Annotated in this window: 21 protein-coding genes; 12 read left to right on the forward strand and 9 right to left on the reverse strand. The window is 65.1% G+C overall.

What is annotated here, in order from left to right:
- Nucleotides 1-18: 18 nt before the first annotated feature.
- From nirD to ACDA63_RS11445, 3 genes are read right to left on the reverse strand one after another with little or no spacing between them, the layout of a single operon-like run.
- Nucleotides 19-375, reverse strand: a complete 357-nt coding sequence (gene nirD / locus ACDA63_RS11435; protein WP_373663373.1) for a nitrite reductase small subunit NirD — start codon at nucleotides 373-375, stop codon at nucleotides 19-21.
- A complete protein-coding gene (nirB, locus tag ACDA63_RS11440; protein WP_373663374.1) occupies nucleotides 359-2,818 on the reverse strand; it encodes a nitrite reductase large subunit NirB in 2,460 nt (819 codons plus the stop codon). Before nirB ends, nirD begins: the two co-directional genes overlap by 17 nt.
- Nucleotides 2,819-2,856: 38 nt before the next feature.
- Nucleotides 2,857-4,059, reverse strand: a complete 1,203-nt coding sequence (locus ACDA63_RS11445; RefSeq protein WP_373663375.1) for a nitrate/nitrite transporter — start codon at nucleotides 4,057-4,059, stop codon at nucleotides 2,857-2,859.
- A 374-nt stretch (nucleotides 4,060-4,433) separates the two neighbouring features.
- On the opposite strand from ACDA63_RS11445, the gene ACDA63_RS11450 reads away from it, so the two are divergent.
- Both ACDA63_RS11450 and ACDA63_RS11455 read left to right on the forward strand, forming a co-directional pair.
- Nucleotides 4,434-4,874, forward strand: a complete 441-nt coding sequence (locus tag ACDA63_RS11450; protein WP_373663376.1) for an SRPBCC family protein — start codon at nucleotides 4,434-4,436, stop codon at nucleotides 4,872-4,874.
- 60 nt (nucleotides 4,875-4,934) lie between these two features.
- Entirely contained in the window at nucleotides 4,935-5,525 is a 591-nt protein-coding gene (locus ACDA63_RS11455) for a GNAT family N-acetyltransferase (RefSeq protein WP_373663377.1), read from the forward strand.
- 17 nt (nucleotides 5,526-5,542) lie between these two features.
- Here the strand turns inward: ACDA63_RS11455 and ACDA63_RS11460 are convergent, their stop codons facing one another.
- The 4 genes from ACDA63_RS11460 to ACDA63_RS11475 all read right to left on the reverse strand — a co-directional run bounded on the left by ACDA63_RS11460 (nucleotide 5,543) and on the right by ACDA63_RS11475 (nucleotide 8,801).
- Nucleotides 5,543-6,175 carry a LysE family translocator gene (locus ACDA63_RS11460; protein ID WP_373663378.1) on the reverse strand — a complete coding sequence of 211 codons (633 nt, stop codon included), beginning with the start codon at nucleotides 6,173-6,175 and terminating at the stop codon, nucleotides 5,543-5,545.
- A 70-nt stretch (nucleotides 6,176-6,245) separates the two neighbouring features.
- Nucleotides 6,246-7,064 carry an AraC family transcriptional regulator gene (locus ACDA63_RS11465; RefSeq protein WP_373663379.1) on the reverse strand — a complete coding sequence of 273 codons (819 nt, stop codon included), beginning with the start codon at nucleotides 7,062-7,064 and terminating at the stop codon, nucleotides 6,246-6,248.
- A 47-nt stretch (nucleotides 7,065-7,111) separates the two neighbouring features.
- Nucleotides 7,112-7,948, reverse strand: a complete 837-nt coding sequence (locus ACDA63_RS11470; protein ID WP_373663380.1) for an alpha/beta hydrolase — start codon at nucleotides 7,946-7,948, stop codon at nucleotides 7,112-7,114.
- A gap of 31 nt (nucleotides 7,949-7,979) precedes the next feature.
- Nucleotides 7,980-8,801 carry an alpha/beta fold hydrolase gene (locus ACDA63_RS11475; protein WP_373663381.1) on the reverse strand — a complete coding sequence of 274 codons (822 nt, stop codon included), beginning with the start codon at nucleotides 8,799-8,801 and terminating at the stop codon, nucleotides 7,980-7,982.
- Between the two features lie 176 nt (nucleotides 8,802-8,977).
- On the opposite strand from ACDA63_RS11475, the gene ACDA63_RS11480 reads away from it, so the two are divergent.
- The 5 genes from ACDA63_RS11480 (at nucleotide 8,978) to ACDA63_RS11500 (ending at nucleotide 11,367) form a co-directional block, all read left to right on the forward strand.
- Nucleotides 8,978-9,685, forward strand: a complete 708-nt coding sequence (locus tag ACDA63_RS11480) for an NAD-dependent epimerase/dehydratase family protein (protein WP_373663382.1) — start codon at nucleotides 8,978-8,980, stop codon at nucleotides 9,683-9,685.
- Between the two features lie 96 nt (nucleotides 9,686-9,781).
- Complete coding sequence (locus ACDA63_RS11485; RefSeq protein ID WP_373663383.1) at nucleotides 9,782-10,006, forward strand: DUF6116 family protein; 225 nt, start codon at nucleotides 9,782-9,784, stop codon at nucleotides 10,004-10,006.
- A complete protein-coding gene (gene tadA / locus ACDA63_RS11490) occupies nucleotides 9,999-10,469 on the forward strand; it encodes a tRNA adenosine(34) deaminase TadA (RefSeq protein WP_373663384.1) in 471 nt (156 codons plus the stop codon). Before ACDA63_RS11485 ends, tadA begins: the two co-directional genes overlap by 8 nt.
- Nucleotides 10,469-10,948: a L,D-transpeptidase family protein gene (locus ACDA63_RS11495; protein WP_373663385.1), complete on the forward strand. Its 480-nt coding sequence runs from the start codon at nucleotides 10,469-10,471 to the stop codon at nucleotides 10,946-10,948. Before tadA ends, ACDA63_RS11495 begins: the two co-directional genes overlap by 1 nt.
- Nucleotides 10,945-11,367, forward strand: coding sequence for a GNAT family N-acetyltransferase (locus ACDA63_RS11500; RefSeq protein ID WP_373663386.1), 423 nt, complete (start codon nucleotides 10,945-10,947; stop codon nucleotides 11,365-11,367). Before ACDA63_RS11495 ends, ACDA63_RS11500 begins: the two co-directional genes overlap by 4 nt.
- Nucleotides 11,368-11,412: 45 nt before the next feature.
- Here the strand turns inward: ACDA63_RS11500 and ACDA63_RS11505 are convergent, their stop codons facing one another.
- Both ACDA63_RS11505 and ACDA63_RS11510 read right to left on the reverse strand, forming a co-directional pair.
- The gene (locus tag ACDA63_RS11505) at nucleotides 11,413-11,706 is read right to left on the reverse strand and encodes a DUF4936 family protein (protein WP_373663387.1); all 294 of its coding nucleotides are present in this window, start codon (nucleotides 11,704-11,706) and stop codon (nucleotides 11,413-11,415) included.
- 141 nt (nucleotides 11,707-11,847) lie between these two features.
- Complete coding sequence (locus ACDA63_RS11510) at nucleotides 11,848-12,882, reverse strand: folate-binding protein YgfZ (RefSeq protein ID WP_373663388.1); 1,035 nt, start codon at nucleotides 12,880-12,882, stop codon at nucleotides 11,848-11,850.
- A gap of 149 nt (nucleotides 12,883-13,031) precedes the next feature.
- On the opposite strand from ACDA63_RS11510, the gene mltG reads away from it, so the two are divergent.
- The 5 genes from mltG (at nucleotide 13,032) to ACDA63_RS11535 (ending at nucleotide 17,049) form a co-directional block, all read left to right on the forward strand.
- Nucleotides 13,032-14,030, forward strand: a complete 999-nt coding sequence (mltG, locus tag ACDA63_RS11515; RefSeq protein ID WP_373663389.1) for an endolytic transglycosylase MltG — start codon at nucleotides 13,032-13,034, stop codon at nucleotides 14,028-14,030.
- Entirely contained in the window at nucleotides 14,027-14,647 is a 621-nt protein-coding gene (tmk, locus tag ACDA63_RS11520; protein ID WP_373663390.1) for a dTMP kinase, read from the forward strand. Before mltG ends, tmk begins: the two co-directional genes overlap by 4 nt.
- Complete coding sequence (gene holB / locus ACDA63_RS11525; protein ID WP_373663391.1) at nucleotides 14,644-15,690, forward strand: DNA polymerase III subunit delta'; 1,047 nt, start codon at nucleotides 14,644-14,646, stop codon at nucleotides 15,688-15,690. Before tmk ends, holB begins: the two co-directional genes overlap by 4 nt.
- A gap of 100 nt (nucleotides 15,691-15,790) precedes the next feature.
- Nucleotides 15,791-16,162 carry a PilZ domain-containing protein gene (locus tag ACDA63_RS11530; protein WP_373663392.1) on the forward strand — a complete coding sequence of 124 codons (372 nt, stop codon included), beginning with the start codon at nucleotides 15,791-15,793 and terminating at the stop codon, nucleotides 16,160-16,162.
- Between the two features lie 110 nt (nucleotides 16,163-16,272).
- Entirely contained in the window at nucleotides 16,273-17,049 is a 777-nt protein-coding gene (locus tag ACDA63_RS11535) for a TatD family hydrolase (protein WP_373663393.1), read from the forward strand.
- Nucleotides 17,050-17,087 lie beyond the last annotated feature (38 nt).

The following is a 17,087-nucleotide window of genomic DNA, read 5'->3' on the forward strand; positions in this document are numbered from 1 at the left end:
GCGCGCCTTGATCCGAGGCTATTGCTGCGAGCGCTCATGACGTTTCATTGTGTTAGAGGCTCCAAGGAATACGTCGCCGCTATCGACCCGCACCGGGTAGCGACGCGCGCAACCAACGTCCGGCGCGCGTGCCTCACCCGTTGAAAGATCGATGTTCCAGCTATGCAGCGGGCAGGTCACGCTGTTGCCGTGGACGATGCCCTGCGACAGCGGGCCGGCCTTGTGCGGGCACCGGTCAAGCAGCGCGAAGACTTCCGAATCGGTGCGGAAGATCGCCACGTTGCCGCTGTCGCGCTCCACCACCCGGCTGCCCAGCAGCGGGATCTCGTCGACTGCGCAGATGCGCAGCCACAGTTTTTCAGACGGCTTGTTCATCGAGCTTTCTTTCCGTGATGAGCTTGATCGGGATGTACTCGCGGGCCTGCGTGCCCTTGATGCGCGCCGCCCATGGGTCGGGCAGGCCTTCGAGCGCGTAGAGCAGGCGCTCGTACAGGGCGCGGCGGTTGGCGGCGTCGTCCACCACGCGGCGCTTGGCGTGATCGAGCCCGACGCGTGCGAGGTAATGCACCGTGCGTTCGAGGTAGTGCGCCTCTTCGCGGTAGAGCTGGAGGAAGGCGCCGGCGTATTCCTTGACCTCTTCGGGCGTCTTCACCTTGACGAAGAACTCCGCAACTTCGGTCTTGATGCCACCGTTGCCACCCACGTAAAGCTCCCAGCCCGAATCGACGGCGATGACCCCGACATCCTTGATGCCGGCCTCGGCGCAGTTGCGCGGGCAGCCCGACACGGCCAGCTTTACCTTGTGCGGCGCCCACATGTTGGCGAGCATGGTTTCGAGGTCGATGCCCATCTGCGTGCTGTTCTGCGTGCCGAAGCGGCAGAATTCGCTGCCCACGCAAGTCTTCACCGTGCGGATCGACTTGCCATAGGCGTGACCCGATTGCATGCCCAGGTCGCGCCACACGCGGACCAGGTCTTCCTTCTTCACGCCGAGCAGGTCGATGCGTTGGCCGCCGGTCACCTTCACCATCGGGATGTGGTACTTGTCGGCCACGTCGGCAATGCGGCGCAGTTCGGACGGATTGGTCACGCCGCCTTTCATTTGCGGCACCACCGAGAATGTGCCGTCCTTCTGGATGTTGGCGTGCGCGCGCTCGTTGATGAAGCGGCTTTGCGGATCGTCGGTCGCTTCGTGCGGCCAGGTCGAGATCAGGTAGTAGTTCACCGCTGGCCGGCAGGTGGCGCAGCCGTTGGGCGTGCGCCATTCGAGGAAGTCGTATGCCGCGCGGTGCGTGAGCAGATGGTGTTCGCGGATTGCGCGGCGCACCTCTTCGTGCGTGCGATCGGTGCAGCCGCATACCGCCTTGGTCTTGGGTGTTTCCTGGAAGCTGCCGCCGAGCGTGTTCATCAGAATCTGCTCGACCAGCCCGGTGCAGGAGCCGCACGAGCTTGCCGCCTTGGTGTGCTTCTTTACGTCGTCGACGGTGAAGAGGCCTTTCTCCTTGATGGCCTTGACGATGGTGCCCTTGCATACGCCGTTGCAGCCGCATACCTCGTCGCTGTCCTGCATGGCGGCCGCGCGGCTCTGGCCTTGCACGCCGCTGTCGCCGATGGCCGATTCGCCGAACATGATGTGGTCGCGCAGGTCGTTGATGGTGCGGCCTTCGCGCAGCAGCTTGAAGTACCACGCACCGTCGGTGGTGTCGCCGTAGAGGCACGCGCCGACGAGCTTGTCGTCCTTGATCACGAGCTTCTTGTACACGCCGCCAGCGGGGTCGGACAGCACGATGTCTTCAGTGCCTTCGCCGCCCATGAAGTCGCCCGCCGAAAACAGGTCGATGCCGGTCACCTTGAGCTTGGTCGACAGCACTGACCCCTTGTATTGGCCGATACCCATTTGCGCCAGGTGATTGGCGCACACCTTGGCCTGCTCGAACAGCGGTGCGACCAGACCATACGCGATGCCGCGATGGCTGACGCATTCGCCCACGGCATAGATGCGCGGATCGAAGGTCTGCAGGACATCGCTGACCACGATGCCGCGATTGCAGTGCAGGCCGGCCGATTCGGCCAGCGCCGTGTTGGGGCGGATGCCGACGGCCATCACCACCAGATCGGCCGGGACTTCGTCGCCGTCCTTGAAACGCACGCTGCTGACGTGACCCGCCTCGTTGGCGACGAGTTCTGCCGTCTGCTTGGCGAGCAGGAACGTCAGCCCGCGTTCTTCGAGCGAACGACGCAGCAGGCCGCCTGCCGTCGGATCGAGCTGGCGGTCGAGCAGCCAGTCGCCCAGGTGCACCACCGACACATCCATGCCGCGCAGCTTGAGACCGTTGGCCGCTTCCAGCCCGAGCAGGCCACCGCCGATGACGACGGCATGCTGCTTGGTCTTGGCCGCATCGATCATCCGTTCGGTGTCGCGGATGTCGCGATAGGTGACCACACCGTCCAGATCCTTACCGGGGATCGGCAGGATGAAAGGCTGCGAACCGGTCGCCAGCAGCAGGCGGTCGTACGGTTCTTCGGTGCCGTCGTCAGCCATTACGACGCGACGGGCGCGATCGATGCGCGTGATCGTCTTGCCCATGTGCAGACGGATGCCGTTGTCCTCGTACCACGACACCGGGTTGAGCACGATCTCGTTGAACGACTGCTCACCGGCCAGCACCGGTGAGAGCAGGATGCGGTTGTAGTTCGGGTGCGGCTCCGAACCGAATACGGTGATCTCGTACATGTCCGGGGCCAGGGCCAGCAGTTCTTCAACGGTGCGGATGCCCGCCATGCCGTTGCCGACGACGACCAGTCTGGGTTTTTTCATGATGCGCGACTCCACGATATTGCTTTGGTATGCGAGCTTCAGACGCGGGCCGCGACAGCCGACCAGTCGGCGCGCCAGCGCTGCTTGACGGTCGACAGGCTGGCCCAGCCCAGCGCCGCGAGGCAGGCGAACAGCCACAGGCCGGTGGCGTAGTCGCCGGTGTGTTGTTTGATCGCGCCCAGGCTGGCGGTGAGCGCGAAGCCGCCGATGCCGCCGGCCATTCCGATGAGGCCGGTCATGATGCCGATGTCCTTGCCAAAGCGTTGCGGCACCAACTGGAACACCGCACCGTTGCCGGCACCAAGGCACAGCATTGCAGCGATGAACAGCACCACCTGCACGCCCGCGCCACCGATCGAGAAACCGGCCAGCCCGATCAGCACCGCGACCGAGGCGTACACCGTGAGCAGCGAGCGGGTGCCGCCGATGCGGTCGGCCAGCACGCCGCCGAGCGGGCGCATCACCGAGCCTGCGAACACGCACGCGGCGGTGGCCCAGCCGGCCATCTTGGGGTCGAAGGCGAACTGGTCGGCGAAGTAGCCGGGCAGGGCGCTGGCGAAGCCCGAGAAGCCGCCGAAGGTGAGCGCATAGAAGAACATGAACCACCACGCGTCACGGCTGGCGAGCATGCGGCCGTAATCGGAGAACTGCTTCTTGTGCACCTGGCCGGGGGCGTCCTTTGCACAGCGCGCGTAGATCACCAGCACAGCCAGTAGCGGGATGCAGGCAAAGCCGAACACGTTCTGCCAGCCGAAGGCCACCGCCAGTACCGGTGCGAACAAGGCGGCCAGCACCGTGCCCGAATTGCCCGCGCCAGCGATGCCCATCGCTGTGCCCTGGTGTTGCGGCGGATACCAGCGCGAGGCCAGCGGCAACGCCACGGCGAACGAGGCACCCGCCACGCCAAGGAACACACCAAGCAGCAGCGCTTCGTGCAGCGAGCGAATGCCCAGTTTCCAGGCGGCCAGCAGGGCTGCGATGACGATCACCTGACCGATCAGGCCAGTGCGCCTGGCGCCGATGCGGTCGGCCAGCATGCCCATGAAGAGACGCAGGATCGCGCCGGCCAGAATCGGGGTGGCCACCATCAGCGCGCGGTCTTGCGTGCTCAGTTCGAGTGCCTTGGCCATCTGGATCTGAAGCGGGCCGAGCAGATACCACACCATGAAACTCAGATCGAAATACAAAAAGGCCGACAGCAGGGTCGGGGTATGGCCTGAACGCCAGAAGGAACGGTCCATGTGCGTGCTCTCCGTGGTCTTGCGGTGCCCGTGCTCTTCGGCACAGGCGAAAAAAACGGCGTCCGTCTCGCAACCTCGCGGTTGGAGAGGGACGCCGTTGTCCGTTCGTCCCGCCGCCGTTGGCGGGACTGAAAGCTGTTGGCTGTGCGCCGTTGCACGAGCCGATCACCCTGATGCAAGCGGTATGCCACTCCGCAAGGCGAACTTAACGTATTGATCTACAAGGAATGGTCGGCTCGTTCGAGGCCGGCGATGCGGCACCGCGACAGTGCGTGCTGCACCGCCATGAGGCGCCACCACCGTGCGCCGACGCGCCAAAAGCGTAGCGCCTGACTAGACTGCGTGGATTCCTTCACCGCGACAGAGGTGCTCAGATGACAGACGATATTTCCGCGCGCGCGCTGACCACCTCGCGCCTCATCGATGCCCCGCGGGAACGTGTTTTTGCCGCGCTGTCGGACCCGGCATTGCTGGCACGATGGTGGGGCCCGGCGGGCTTTACCAACACGTTCCGCGAATTCGATTTTCGACCCGGTGGTTACTGGCGCTTTGTCATGCACGGGCCGGACGGGCGCGACTATCCGAACGAGAGCCGCTTTGAGCAAATCGTCGCACCCGAGCGCGTGGTGTTCCGGCATCTGTCCGATCACTTCTTCGAGATGACCATCACGTTGCGCGACGAAGGCGGCAAGACACGGCTGGACTGGTGCCAGGCGTTCGATACGGTCCAGGAATGCGAACGCGTACGGTCGATTGCCGAACCGTCGAACGAACAGAACCTGGATCGCCTGGAGGCGGTGTTCGCTTCGACGTGACGCGTGCGCGCGCAGTGCCGACGCGCTACGCTTACCGGTTTGCCTGCTACCGTACTTGCCATGACTGAGACGCCCACGCTCATCGGCCGCTGTGTCGAACTTCTGCCGCTGCGCCGCGACCACGCCCCTGCACTACTGGACGCCGCGGCAGACGGCGAACTCTGGAACCTGTCGGTCACCGTCGTGCCGGGCGCGCAGACCGTCGAGGCGTACATCGACAACGCGCTGGCCGGGCAGGCGGCGGGCAGTGTCATGCCATTCGCGGTGGTCGACCGTATCCGCCAGCGCATCGTCGGTTCGACGCGCTTCTGGAAGATCGACCGCGACAACCGCAAGCTCGAAATCGGCCACACGTGGCTGGCCGCTTCGGCGCAGCGCACGGGGATCAATACCGAAGCCAAGTTCCTCTTGCTCACGCACGCTTTCGAAGCGCTGGATTGCGTGCGCGTGCAGTTCACCACCGACGAACTGAACGCTCGCTCGCGCGCCGCCATATTGCGGCTGGGCGCCATGCAGGAAGGCATCGTGCGGCACGAACGCATCATGCCGGACGGCCGCAAGCGTAATTCGGTGCGGTTCTCGATCATCGATACCGAATGGCCGGCGGTGAAAGCGGGGCTGCAGGACAGGCTCCAGCGCGCCGCATCCTAGCGCTTCGGGTCGATCTGCTACACAAGTCGCGCCACGATCACACCCGCACCCAGCATGAAGAGCACCACGCCCGTGGCGCGCTCCAGCCAGGGCAGGGCGCGGGCAAAGCGTGCGCGTATCGCTGCGTTGCCGATACTTGCCGCGACGACGAGGTCCCATAGCAGCACGACCGCGAACATCCACACGCCATAGAACACGCGCACGCCGACCTTGTCGTGCGCGGTGCCGAGCATGACGGCCAGCGTGGCGTAGAACAGCGCATTCTTCGGGTTGAGGACGGCTGAGAGCAGGCCCATCAGGCCGGTCTGCCACGCCGACGCGCGAGGCATGTGAGCGCGCGCCACGCGGGTGGTCGATATGTTCAATGGCGTCGATCCTGCATAGCGGGCGAAGCGATAGCCCAGCCACAACAGGTAAACGCAGCCTGCGGTTTCCAGGGCGATGAAGGCGGGCGCATCGCGCTGCAGTGCGGCCATGCCGGCAAAGGCGGCGACGATGAAGATACCGTTTCCCAGTGCAATCCCGAGACACGCTGCGCTGGCTTGTCGCCAGCCTTGCGCGAGTGCGGTACGCGTGATGAGGAAGAAGTCCGGCCCCGGCGACAGGAGCGCCAGGAAATGGGCTGTTGCGACGATGATGAACTGCTGCATGCGGGCACCGCGTGAAAGGCACGGCGCCAGTGTGCGCAGCGCAGTCCGCGCTGTCTTGGACGAAATTGCGTCAGCGCCGGTACTGTCCCGGGGCTGACGCGGTCAGCGATTTGAAGACGCGATTGAAATGGCTCTGGTCGGCGAAACCGAGCCGATAGGCGAGTTCAGCCAGCGGCTCGCCCGCCCGCAGGCCGGCGCGTGCAAGGTTGACGCGCTCATTCAACTGCCAGGCGTGCGGCGTGAGCCCCGTCGCCGCGCGAAAGGCGCGGATCGTCTGATATTGGCTCAGGCCGATGCGCTCGGCCATGTCGGCGAGCGATAGCCGGAGCGCGGGAGGAGTTTCGTCCGTTGCATCGAGGAGCGGTGCAATGCGTTGCCGATGGGGTGCCGCATCCGACGGCTGATCGATGGTCTGGCCGACGTCGTGATCGCGGTCGCCGAGGAATTCGATCAGCGCCGGGTCTTTCTCGTCGACCTCGGCGTCGGAGAACAGCAGCGCATTGAGCTTGCAGAATGCGCCATAGGCCGTCTGCTCGCGGATCAGACGCACCGGAGCGTCCTCCCCGCAGATGTGCGATGTGCGTGTGTCGTCGTGCAGTGCGGCGCGCATCCACTGCGCGTCGATGTGCAGCATCTGGTAGCTCCACGCGCAATCGGGCGCCGGATTGCAGGCGTGAACGCGATGTGGCGGCACGAACACCAGCGTGCCCGGCTGCAGGGCGACCGGGCCGCCCGGCGCGCCGGTGAATACGCTTGTGCCTGCGTCGACCGCGCCGATCGAAAAGGTGGGATGGGCGTGCGGCCGATAGCAGGCGCGGCTGTCGCAGGCGCGTCTGCTTTCGACGTGGGGCATGGCGGGGTCGCGCCAGAACCGGGCGATGGCGTTCATGGGCAGCAAGTGTACGCCTCTGCCGTCGACGCGTGAGCGATGGCGTGTTACGCAGGCAGCGGCATCGGCAGGTCGTCGGCCGCGGTTTCGCGCACCGCGGGCATGTCGTTGCGTGCCTTGCCGACGCTCCAGTGCAGCGCGAGGTCGGCCACCGCCTGCCAGCCCGTTTCGTTGCACAGCCAGTGCGAGCGATCGGCGAATTCGTGAAAAGCCGTCGGGGTGCCTGCGCGGTATTGCTTGCGAAAGTTGGCGCGCACCATGCTCGGCGTCACCGTGCGGTCGTATTCGGCGCCAATCAGCAGCAGCGGCGGTCGAACCGGATTGTCGAAGGCGACGGCGGTGTGCACGCCGAGGGCGGCTTCGAAGAAAATGCGGCCGGGCGCGGGAACGATATGAGCGTAGTAGGCAGCCGGCTTGTCGGGCTCGGGCAGTGTCTGCGCGAAATCCTGCGCGAAGCTCCAGTAGCCCATGGTCGCCGCGCGATGCCAGCCATTCAGGTGCGCGAATACGCAGCGGCTGCTCCATACGGCGCGTGGCGCGGGCAATACGCCAAAGGGCGGCGCCGGCGATATGGCCACGCCCGCCGCGCCCAGACCACGATCCAGCAATAGCTGCACGAACAGGCCGCCGAAGGAATGGCCGATGAGGATCGGTGCCTCCGCCTGCATCCGGACGAGTCGCTCGTAGCGGGCGACGATGTCGTTGATGCCCAGCGATGCGAGCCCTGCGTCGGGCATCGATCGCAGTTGCGTGACGGGGCGCTCCATCAGCGGCCATGCCGGCGCCAGCACGCGGTAACCCTGTGCTTCGTAGCGCTCCCGAAAACGCGTCCACGACGCGGGCGTGAGCCACGCACCGTGGATCAGGATGATTGTCTTCGACATTGTTGTTCTCTCCGTCGGTGCCGCGGACGCGCTATTCCCTCATGAATGCCAACAGGTCCGCGTTGATTTCGTGCTTGTGGGTGGAACACATGCCGTGGTCGTAGCCCGGGTACACCTTGAGCGTGGCCTTCGGAATGAGCTTGGCGGTGAGCATCGCGGAATTGCCGATCGGCACGATCTGGTCGTCATCGCCATGCATGACGAGCGTTGGCACTTCGATGCGCTTGAGGTCTTCGGTGAAGTCGGTCGCGGAGAAAGCGGCGATGCAGTCGTATTCGCTCTTGAGCCCGCCCAGCATGCCCTGCATCCAGAAACTGTCGCGCAGGCCCTGGCTGACGTTGGCGCCGGGACGGTTGGCGCCATAGAAGGGCGTGGTCAGGTCCTTGAAGAACTGCGAGCGGTCGTTGAGCACGCCGGCGCGGATGTCGTCGAACACCTTGATCGGCAGGCCGCCCGGGTAGGCATCCGTCTGCAGCATGATCGGCGGCACCGCGCCGATCAGGACCAGCTTGGTGACGCGACCCCTGCCGTAGCGGGCGACATAGCGCGCCGCTTCGCCGCCGCCGGTGGAGTGGCCGATGTGGATGGTGTTCTTCAGGTCCAGCGCGGTCACGAGTTCATCGAGATCGGCGGCGTAGGTGTCCATCTCGTTGCCGTCCCAGGGCTGATCGGACCGCCCATGGCCGCGCCGGTCATGCGCGATGCAACGATAGCCGTGGCCGGCGAGAAACTGCATCTGGTCTTCCCACGCGTCGGCGGTCAATGGCCAGCCGTGGCTGAAGACGACCGGCTGGCCGCTGCCCCAGTCCTTGTAATAGATCTGCGTGCCATCCTTGGTGGTGATCGTCGGCATCTCTTGAACTCCTGTCGGGGGAAGTGCAGGTGGAAGGGATGTTGCGATGCAGCGGAAAGACCGCATCTTGTGTAATAGGTGAGATTCGCGATAAAGCCAGTGCCCCGAGGTCGCGCGCGGGTGTCGGGGAGGCGGCTATGCTTGGCGCGCCGCCGTTCAGCCTTGGGAGAAGAATCTTGCACTGCGAAGCGATACGTCCCCTGAAGATCGTCATCGTCGGCGCCACCGGCATGCTCGGGCAGGGCGCGCTGCGCGAATGCCTGCTGGCGGACGACGTGATGGAGGTGGTGACGATCGGGCGCAGCAGGAGCGATCAGCGACACGCCAAACTGCACGACGTGGTGGTGCCCGACCTCACTGACCTGCACGCCGTCGAGGGCGCATTGCGCGATGTCGATGCCTGCTTTTTCTGCCTTGGCGTGACGTCTTCCGGCATGTCCGAGGCGGCGTACACGCACATCACGTTCGATCTGACGCTATATGTGGCGCGCACGCTGCTGCGGCTCAATCCGGGCATGCGCTTCGTGTATGTCTCCGGCGCGGGGGCGGATGCCAGCGAGCGCGGCAAGGTGATGTGGGCCCGCGTGCGCGGCAGGACGGAAAACGCGCTGCGCGCGTTGCCCTTCGCCGCCGTGCATGTTCTGCGCCCGGGCATCATCCAGCCGTTGCATGGCACACGCTCGAAAACGCGCGCCTATCGGGTGTTCTATGCGCTTGCGGCACCCGTCCTGCCTTTGGCGCGCCGTCTGTGGCCCGGGGCCGTGCTGACGACCGAAGTGATCGGTCGGGCGATGCTGAATCTGGTGCGACGTGGAGCCCCCGGCGGCGTGCTGGAGAGCGCCGCCATCGACGCTGCCGCCCGCGACCCTGCCCCCACGCCCTAGGGGGCGGTGCTTTCCTGCAACACGATGTGGTAATTTCGCGGGAACAGGTTGCACGCGCTGCGCGTCCACCTGTTGTTCACTCCACGGGAAATCGACGTGCCCAAATTCATTGCGGCGATCCTGCCGAATTTCATCCTGCGCCATGCGCAAGGCCTGCGCTTTCCGCAGTTGTTCCTGCTGTTTGCATGCCTGTTCGTTTTCGACCTGCTGATCCCGGACTTCATCCCGTTCATCGACGAGTTGCTGTTTGCCATGCTGGCGCTTGTCTTTTCGCGCATCAAGCGGCGCCCTACGCAGCCCATGCAGGTGGTGCATGACTGAGCAGGACGAATTCTTCATGCGCGCAGCACTTGAACTCGCGCGCGAGGCCGGCAGCGTCGACGAAGTGCCTGTCGGAGCCGTGATCGTTTGCGAGGGAAAAATCGTCGGACGCGGCTTCAACCAGCCGATCGGCCGTCATGACCCCACGGCGCATGCCGAAGTGATGGCCCTGCGCGATGCTGCCCGTACGCTGTCGAACTACCGCATGCCCGGCTGCGAGCTCTATGTGACACTGGAGCCCTGCATGATGTGCACGGGCGCCATCATCCATGCGCGCATCGGTCGCGTGGTGTTCGGGGCGCGCGATCCCAAAACCGGCGTGGCCGGCAGCGTGCTCGACCTTTTCGGCGAGCCGCGACTCAATCATCACGCGCAGGCCGAAGGCGGGGTGCTGGCCGACGAATGCGGTCAGCTTCTGTCGAGCTTCTTTGCTGCGCGTCGCAACCGGACGATGACTGCCTGATGCGCGCGCGCGTGAGCATCGGCGATCAGTCGCTCGATCTGTTCGACGAACAGGGCGTGCGTATTCGCCGGTATCGCGTATCGACAGCCACCCATGGCGCGGGGGAACTGGCAGGTAGCCAGCGCACGCCGCGCGGCCACCATATCGTGCGGGCGCGGGTCGGTGCGGGGCAGCCGCGCAATGCGGTATTCCGGGCGCGGCGGCCAACCGGCGAAATCTGGACGCGTGAAGCGGCGCTGGCCGAGCCGACGCGCGACTGGATTCTGTCGCGCATCCTGTGGTTGTCTGGAACCGAGGTCGGCTTCAACCGGCTCGGCAACGTCGACACCATGCGCCGTTACATCTACATCCACGGCACCCCCGACACCGAGCCGATGGGCGTGCCGGGCTCGCATGGCTGCATCCGCATGCGCAATGTCGATGTCATCGAGCTGTTTGAACTCCTGCCCGCTTTTTCCGTTGTGGATATCGAAGAATGAAACTGACGCTGCGAAGCGGCGATTGGACAACGCTCGGCAAACAGGCCTATGCCATCCGGCACGAGGTCTTCGTAGTGGAGCAGGGCGTGCCTGAAGAAGTCGAGCTGGACGAGCATGACCCGGTGAGTCTGCATGTTCTGGCGCTCGGAGACGAAACGCCCGTTGGCACGGGGCGTTTGCTGGACGATGGGCACATCGGGCGCCTGGCTGTGCGTCAGGCGGCGCGCGGCACCGGTGTGGGCCGCGCGATGATGCTGCATCTGATGGAGCAGGCCATGCATCGCGGCATGGCCGAGATTGTGCTGCACGCCCAGGTGCAGGCACAGCCGTTCTACGTGTCGCTCGGGTTCGAGCCGGAAGGCGATGTGTTCAACGAGGCCGGCATCGACCACGTCCTGATGCGCAAGCGTTTGCGCTGAGCGCCGCAGCCCTTCCAGGGTGGGCGAGGATGCTCGCCGCCGTGCTCAGCGCCCGTCGTGCGGGACGAACTGCTCAGCGTGGCGCCGCGTGCCCGGCAGCAGGTAGTCCATGACGCCGGCGTCGCGCACAGCCTCGTCGATGGTGTCGAGCAATCGCCCGGCATTGTCGACGGGGTCGTAGACCTCCATCCATGTGTTGCAGTCTTCCATCCTGCACAGCAATCGCCCCTGCACGCCGGAGGCGGATTTCACCGCTTCGAGCATGGCCAATACTGCGCTGCGCGCTTCGCGCGTTTTTTCCGGTGCGATGCAATAGTAGATATAGAGTCCGGAAATCATGTCTGGCTCCTCCAAGGCCGGTTCTCGGTCATCGTGCCGCATTGCACGGGCCGGTGCTGCCGCGGCCCGTACGACTGGGCCCATGCCGGGGGGCTCCCGGCGATGGGCGCATCACGATTCCATGCGCAGCCTGCCTTCGCGTCAACTGACCGTGTAGGGCAGGGTGCCGAACGTCAGGCGCGGGCCGCCCGGCGTACCGACGCTGACGTCGTCGCTCTCGCGGCTCGAAATCTGCACGACCGCCAGCAGATCGTACCCGCCCTGCGGTGACGGTGCGACCGACAACACCTTGCCGCAGGATTGTTCCCCGAAGCCCGCCGAGTACAGATCGTCCCCCGCGGCGGCCGAACCTTCGGCCAGATGCGCGAAGAACATGCGCTTCTTGAGCTTGCCCAGGTACTGCGTGCGGGCGACGATTTCCTGTCCCGGGTAGCAACCTTTCTGGAAGCTCACGCCGCCGATGAGTTCGAAATTCACCATCTGTGCGACGAATTCTTCCTGCGTTGCGCTGGTGATCCAAGGAACTCCGGCACGAATGTCGAGCCAATTCCACGCTACCGAGCCGACCGGGCGCGCGCCCTGACTGGCGAGTTTCTTCCAGATGTCGGCGGCTTGTGCGACGGGCACGACGATCTGTGCGCGGGCACCGTCGAGTCGGATGACCTGCACCTGTCCTTGCGTCACGCTCATCGATTCGGGCGGCAGCGCCAGCCCGGCCGCGTCCAGCGCGTGGGCGGTGCCGGCGCCGGCCAGGCCGATCACGGCATAGTCGTGCGTCGGATTGGTCAGACGCACCTTTGAGCGCAGTACGTACATCGAGAGCTTCTTGTGCATGGCCGCCAGCAGGTCGGTGGAGGTCTGCAGAAAGATGCCCGCCTGGTCGCGCCACACCAGGAATGTCGCCAGCATGCGGCCCTTGGGGCTGTTGAAGCTGTCGTAGTGGGCGCGATGCAGCGCCAGGTTCTTGACGTCGTTGGACGTCAGGTTGTGCAGAAATGCTGCGGCATCCTCGCCTTCCGCGCGCATCAGGCCGCGATGGGTGAGGGGGGCGATGACGGTCGTGGTGGCCGCCGCCTGCACTTCGTCTTCGATGGCGCCAAAGTGCATGATGCCCGCCTGACCTTCTTCGAAGCGGGCGCCGATTTCGTCGAGAAATACCAACCAGGGTGACTGCATGCTTGCTTCCGATACTGATTCGTGGGGTGTGCCGGCGAGCGCCGGGCGGCTTTCCGCTATTATAGGGCGCTTGGCTCGGCGGCCCGATTGGCGCCGGCCGTGTGTGCCCCGTGCGTTCTGTTCGTCATCTTATTCCTGCTTCGGTTCCAATGCTGCGCTTGTTTTCCGCATTGCTTAAAACGGTCATTGCACTGGTCATCGTTGCGGCAGGTGCCCTCGCGTATTACGCGATGCGTCCGCTGCCGCAAACGCAACCTGTCGTCGACGTCGAGGTGCTGCGTGGCAGCACCATGCGCGAAGTGTCGCGTCAGGTCGCAAACGCCGGTATCGGCGTGGAGCCGACCGTCCTGACGTGGATCGCGCGCCTGTCCGGCCACGCCAATCGCGTCAAGGCCGGCAACTACCAGATCGCGGCCGGCATTTCGCCGTGGGAGCTGATCGAATTGCTGACTGCCGGTTCGACCTCGTACGCGGAAGTCGCCATCATCGAAGGCTGGAACGTCCGTCGCATGCGGGCCGCGATAGACGGCAGCCCCGACCTGCGGCACGATTCGATGGGCCTGCCGGACGCAGAAGTCCTGGCTCGGCTCGATATTCCCGAAGCGCACCCTGAAGGCCTGTTCTTCCCCGATACCTACTTTGTGTCACGGGGATCGAGCGATTTCGAAGTGCTGCGGCGCGCGCACCAGCAGATGGAAAAGCTCCTCCAGCGCGAATGGGAGCGCCGCGCGGCCAACCTGCCGCTGGCTACGCCCTATGAGGCCCTGATCCTCGCTTCGGTCGTCGAGAAGGAAACCGGCGTGCCGCAGGATCGCGAAAACGTCGCCTCGGTCTTCATCAATCGCCTTCGCGCCGGCATGCCGCTGCAGAGCGATCCGACGGTCATCTATGGCATGGGCGAAACCTACGCCGGCAACCTGCGCAAGCAGGATCTGCAGACCGACACGCCGTACAACAGTTACACGCGGCGCGGCCTGCCGCCCACCCCGGTGGCGATGCCTGGGCTCGCGGCATTGCGGGCCGTGCTCAATCCGCCGACCACGCCGTATTACTACTTTGTCTCACGCGGAGACGGCACGAGCGAGTTCTCGCGCACGCTCGAGGAACACAACCGCGCCGTGGCGCGATACCAGAGAGGACGCGGATGAGCGCGCAGCAGGGACGTTTCGTCACTTTCGAAGGCATCGACGGCGCGGGCAAGAGCACGCAGATTGCCGCCGTGGTCGATGCCATCCGCGCACGCGGCCTCGAAGTCGTACAGACGCGCGAGCCCGGCGGTACGCCGCTGGGAGAGAAGCTGCGCGAACTCGTGCTGCACGAACCCATGAACCTGGAAACCGAAGCGCTGCTGATGTTCGCCGCGCGTCGTGAGCATCTTGCAGCGCTGATCGAGCCCGCGCTGGCGCGTGGGGCATGGGTGGTGAGCGATCGCTTCACGGATGCCACCTACGCCTACCAGGTCGGCGGGCGAGGGCTGGCGGAAGACAAATTCCGCACCCTGGAACATTGGGTGCACGCGCATCTGCAGCCTGACCTCACGTTCGTGTTCGATGTCGATCCGGCTGTCGCCGCTCAGCGTCTGGCCAGCGGGCGCGACCAGGCCGATCGTTTCGAGCGCGAGCAGCGGGACTTTTTCGTCCGCGTGCGCGAAGCGTATCTCGCACGAGCCAGAGCCTTTCCCGCACGTGTGGCGGTCGTGGATGCGGCGCGAGCGCCCGAGGCCGTCACGACCGACGTGCTGGCCCGCCTGGAACGGCTGGCATGAGCGAGCGCACCTTGCCACCGTGGCTGCTGCCCTTGTGGCAGCGCGTGACGGCCGACATCGGCCGACTCCACCACGCATTGCTGCTGGCGGGGCCGCGTGGCAGCGGCAAACGGCAGTTCGCCGAAGCGCTGGCGCAGCGCCTGTTGTGTAATAGGCCGCGTGCCGACGGATTCGCGTGCGGCGCGTGCCCATCCTGCCACTGGTTCGCCGACGGCAATCATCCGGACATGCATCGCATGGTGCCGGAGAGCGCTGAAGAGGACGAAGGCGAAGCCGACGCCGAGGGCAAGAAGGAAAAAAAGAAATCCGATCAGATCCGCATCGAACAGGTGCGCGACATGCAGGGCCTGCTCGAAGTCGGCGGTCACCAGGGCGGACGGCGTGTCGTACTGGTCGATCCGGCCGAGGCCATGAATCCGCCCACGGCCAACGCGCTGCTCAAATCGTTGGAAGAGCCACAGACCGACGTCGTGTTCCTGCTCGTGTGCCACGCGCCGGGACAATTGCTGCCGACCATCCGCAGTCGCTGCCAGAGTTGGGTGTTCCCGAAGCCGGCGGCCGACGAGGCGGCCAAGTGGTTGCGTGAAGCCGGGGTCACGGACGCCGATGCATTGCTCGGATTCGCGTCCGGCTTGCCGCTGGCCGCGCAGGAACTTGCCACGGGGCCGCTGGCCGATGCGCGCGCGCGCTTTGCGCGCGACATGCTTGCCTTGTCTTCGGGCGATCCGCTCAAGCTGGCGGGTGAATGGGAGTCCTGGCTCAAGAGCAAGGCGGCCGTGGAAGGCGGAGTGACGCTCACGCTGCTGGTGTCATGGTTGCAGCGTTGGCTGGCGGACGGGGCCCGCGTGGCGCGTGGCCAGTCGCCGCGCTTTTTCGCCGATCACGGCAAAGCGCTGGTGCAACAGGCCGGTGCGCACGCTGAAGGGTGGCTGGCCGCGTATCACGAGCTGACGGCGTTTCGTAAGGTGTCGCAGCATCCGCTGAACCAACGCCTGTTCCTCGAGGACGTTCTCATGCGCGTGCGGCGCGGCATGGCGCGCTGACCGTTCGTCGCGCGTCCGGTGCGGCGTTCAAGTTGGCACTGGCCTTGCCGATGATGACGAGATACGCTCAACGGAACAGCGTTTCGCGCCCAGACTAGACATGGAACCTGCCCGACCCACCGCTGCCAGTACCGCCCGCCCGAGTGTTCTGTCGCTCAACATCAACTCGCGTTCGGGGCTCTACGCGGCGTATATGCCGTTCATCAAGAACGGCGGCCTGTTCGTGCCCACGCCCAAGACGTATATGCCGGGCGACGAAGTCTTCATGCTGCTGCAACTGATGGATGACCCGGCCAAGCTCGCCGTCAAGGGCAAGGTGGCATGGGTCACGCCGGCCAACGCGCAGAACGGCAAGGTGCAGGGCATGGGGGTGCAGTTTGCGGCCGATGAAGGCGGCGTGGCGGCCAAGGTCAAGATCGAACAGATCCTGGGCAGCGCGCTGGGCTCCAACCGCCCGACGCATACGCTCTAGATCCTCGTCCCCGCTGACCGCCAGAGGCCGGCCCGAGCGCCGGCCTTTTTCGTTGCTGCACGATCCGCGGCGGTACAATCGCCGACCGTGTTTCATTCCGTACCTGCGCCATGTTTGTCGACTCCCACTGCCACATCGATTTCCCCGACCTCGCCGCGCAAGGGGAGGCGCTGTTCGAGCGGATGGCGGCGGCACAGGTCACGCACGCCATGTGCATCGGCGTCAGTTTCGAAAATCTGCCGCGCGTGATGGGAACCGCGCAAGCACACGACAACATCTTTGCGTCGGTCGGGGTGCACCCGGAGAACACCGACTGCGAAGAGGCGACCGTCGACAAGCTGCTTGGCTTTGCGCGTCACCCGAAAGTCGTCGCCATTGGTGAGACCGGCCTGGATTACTACTGGCACAAGGACAAGCCGGAATGGCAGCGCGAGCGCTTTCGCGCCCACATCCGCGCCGCCACGGCCTGCGACAAGCCGTTGGTGATCCACACCCGCGATGCGGCGGAAGACACACTGCGGATCATGCGCGAAGAGCGCGCGGATGTGCCGCGCGGCGTCATGCACTGCTTTACCGAGACGCAGGCCGTGGCGGATGCGGCATTGGAAATGGGCTTCTACATTTCGTTTTCGGGCATCGTTACCTTCAAGAATGCGACGACGATCAAGGATGTGGCGCGCACCGTGCCGCTGGAGCGCATGTTGATCGAGACCGATTCGCCTTATCTGGCGCCCGTGCCTTATCGCGGCAAGCAGAACGAACCGTCGTACGTGCCGCACGTAGCGGTCGAGATCGCACGCCTACGCGGCATCAGCGTTGACGAGGTGGCGGAGGCGACGACGCGCAATTTCTTCGCGCTGTTCAAGGATGCCCATCCGGTGGCGTGAGGCGTACGCAGGGCGAAAAAAAGGCCGCTGATGCGGCC

It is taken from the genome of Uliginosibacterium sp. sgz301328, assembly GCF_041807905.1.
Lineage (GTDB): Bacteria > Pseudomonadota > Gammaproteobacteria > Burkholderiales > Rhodocyclaceae > JBGVSA01.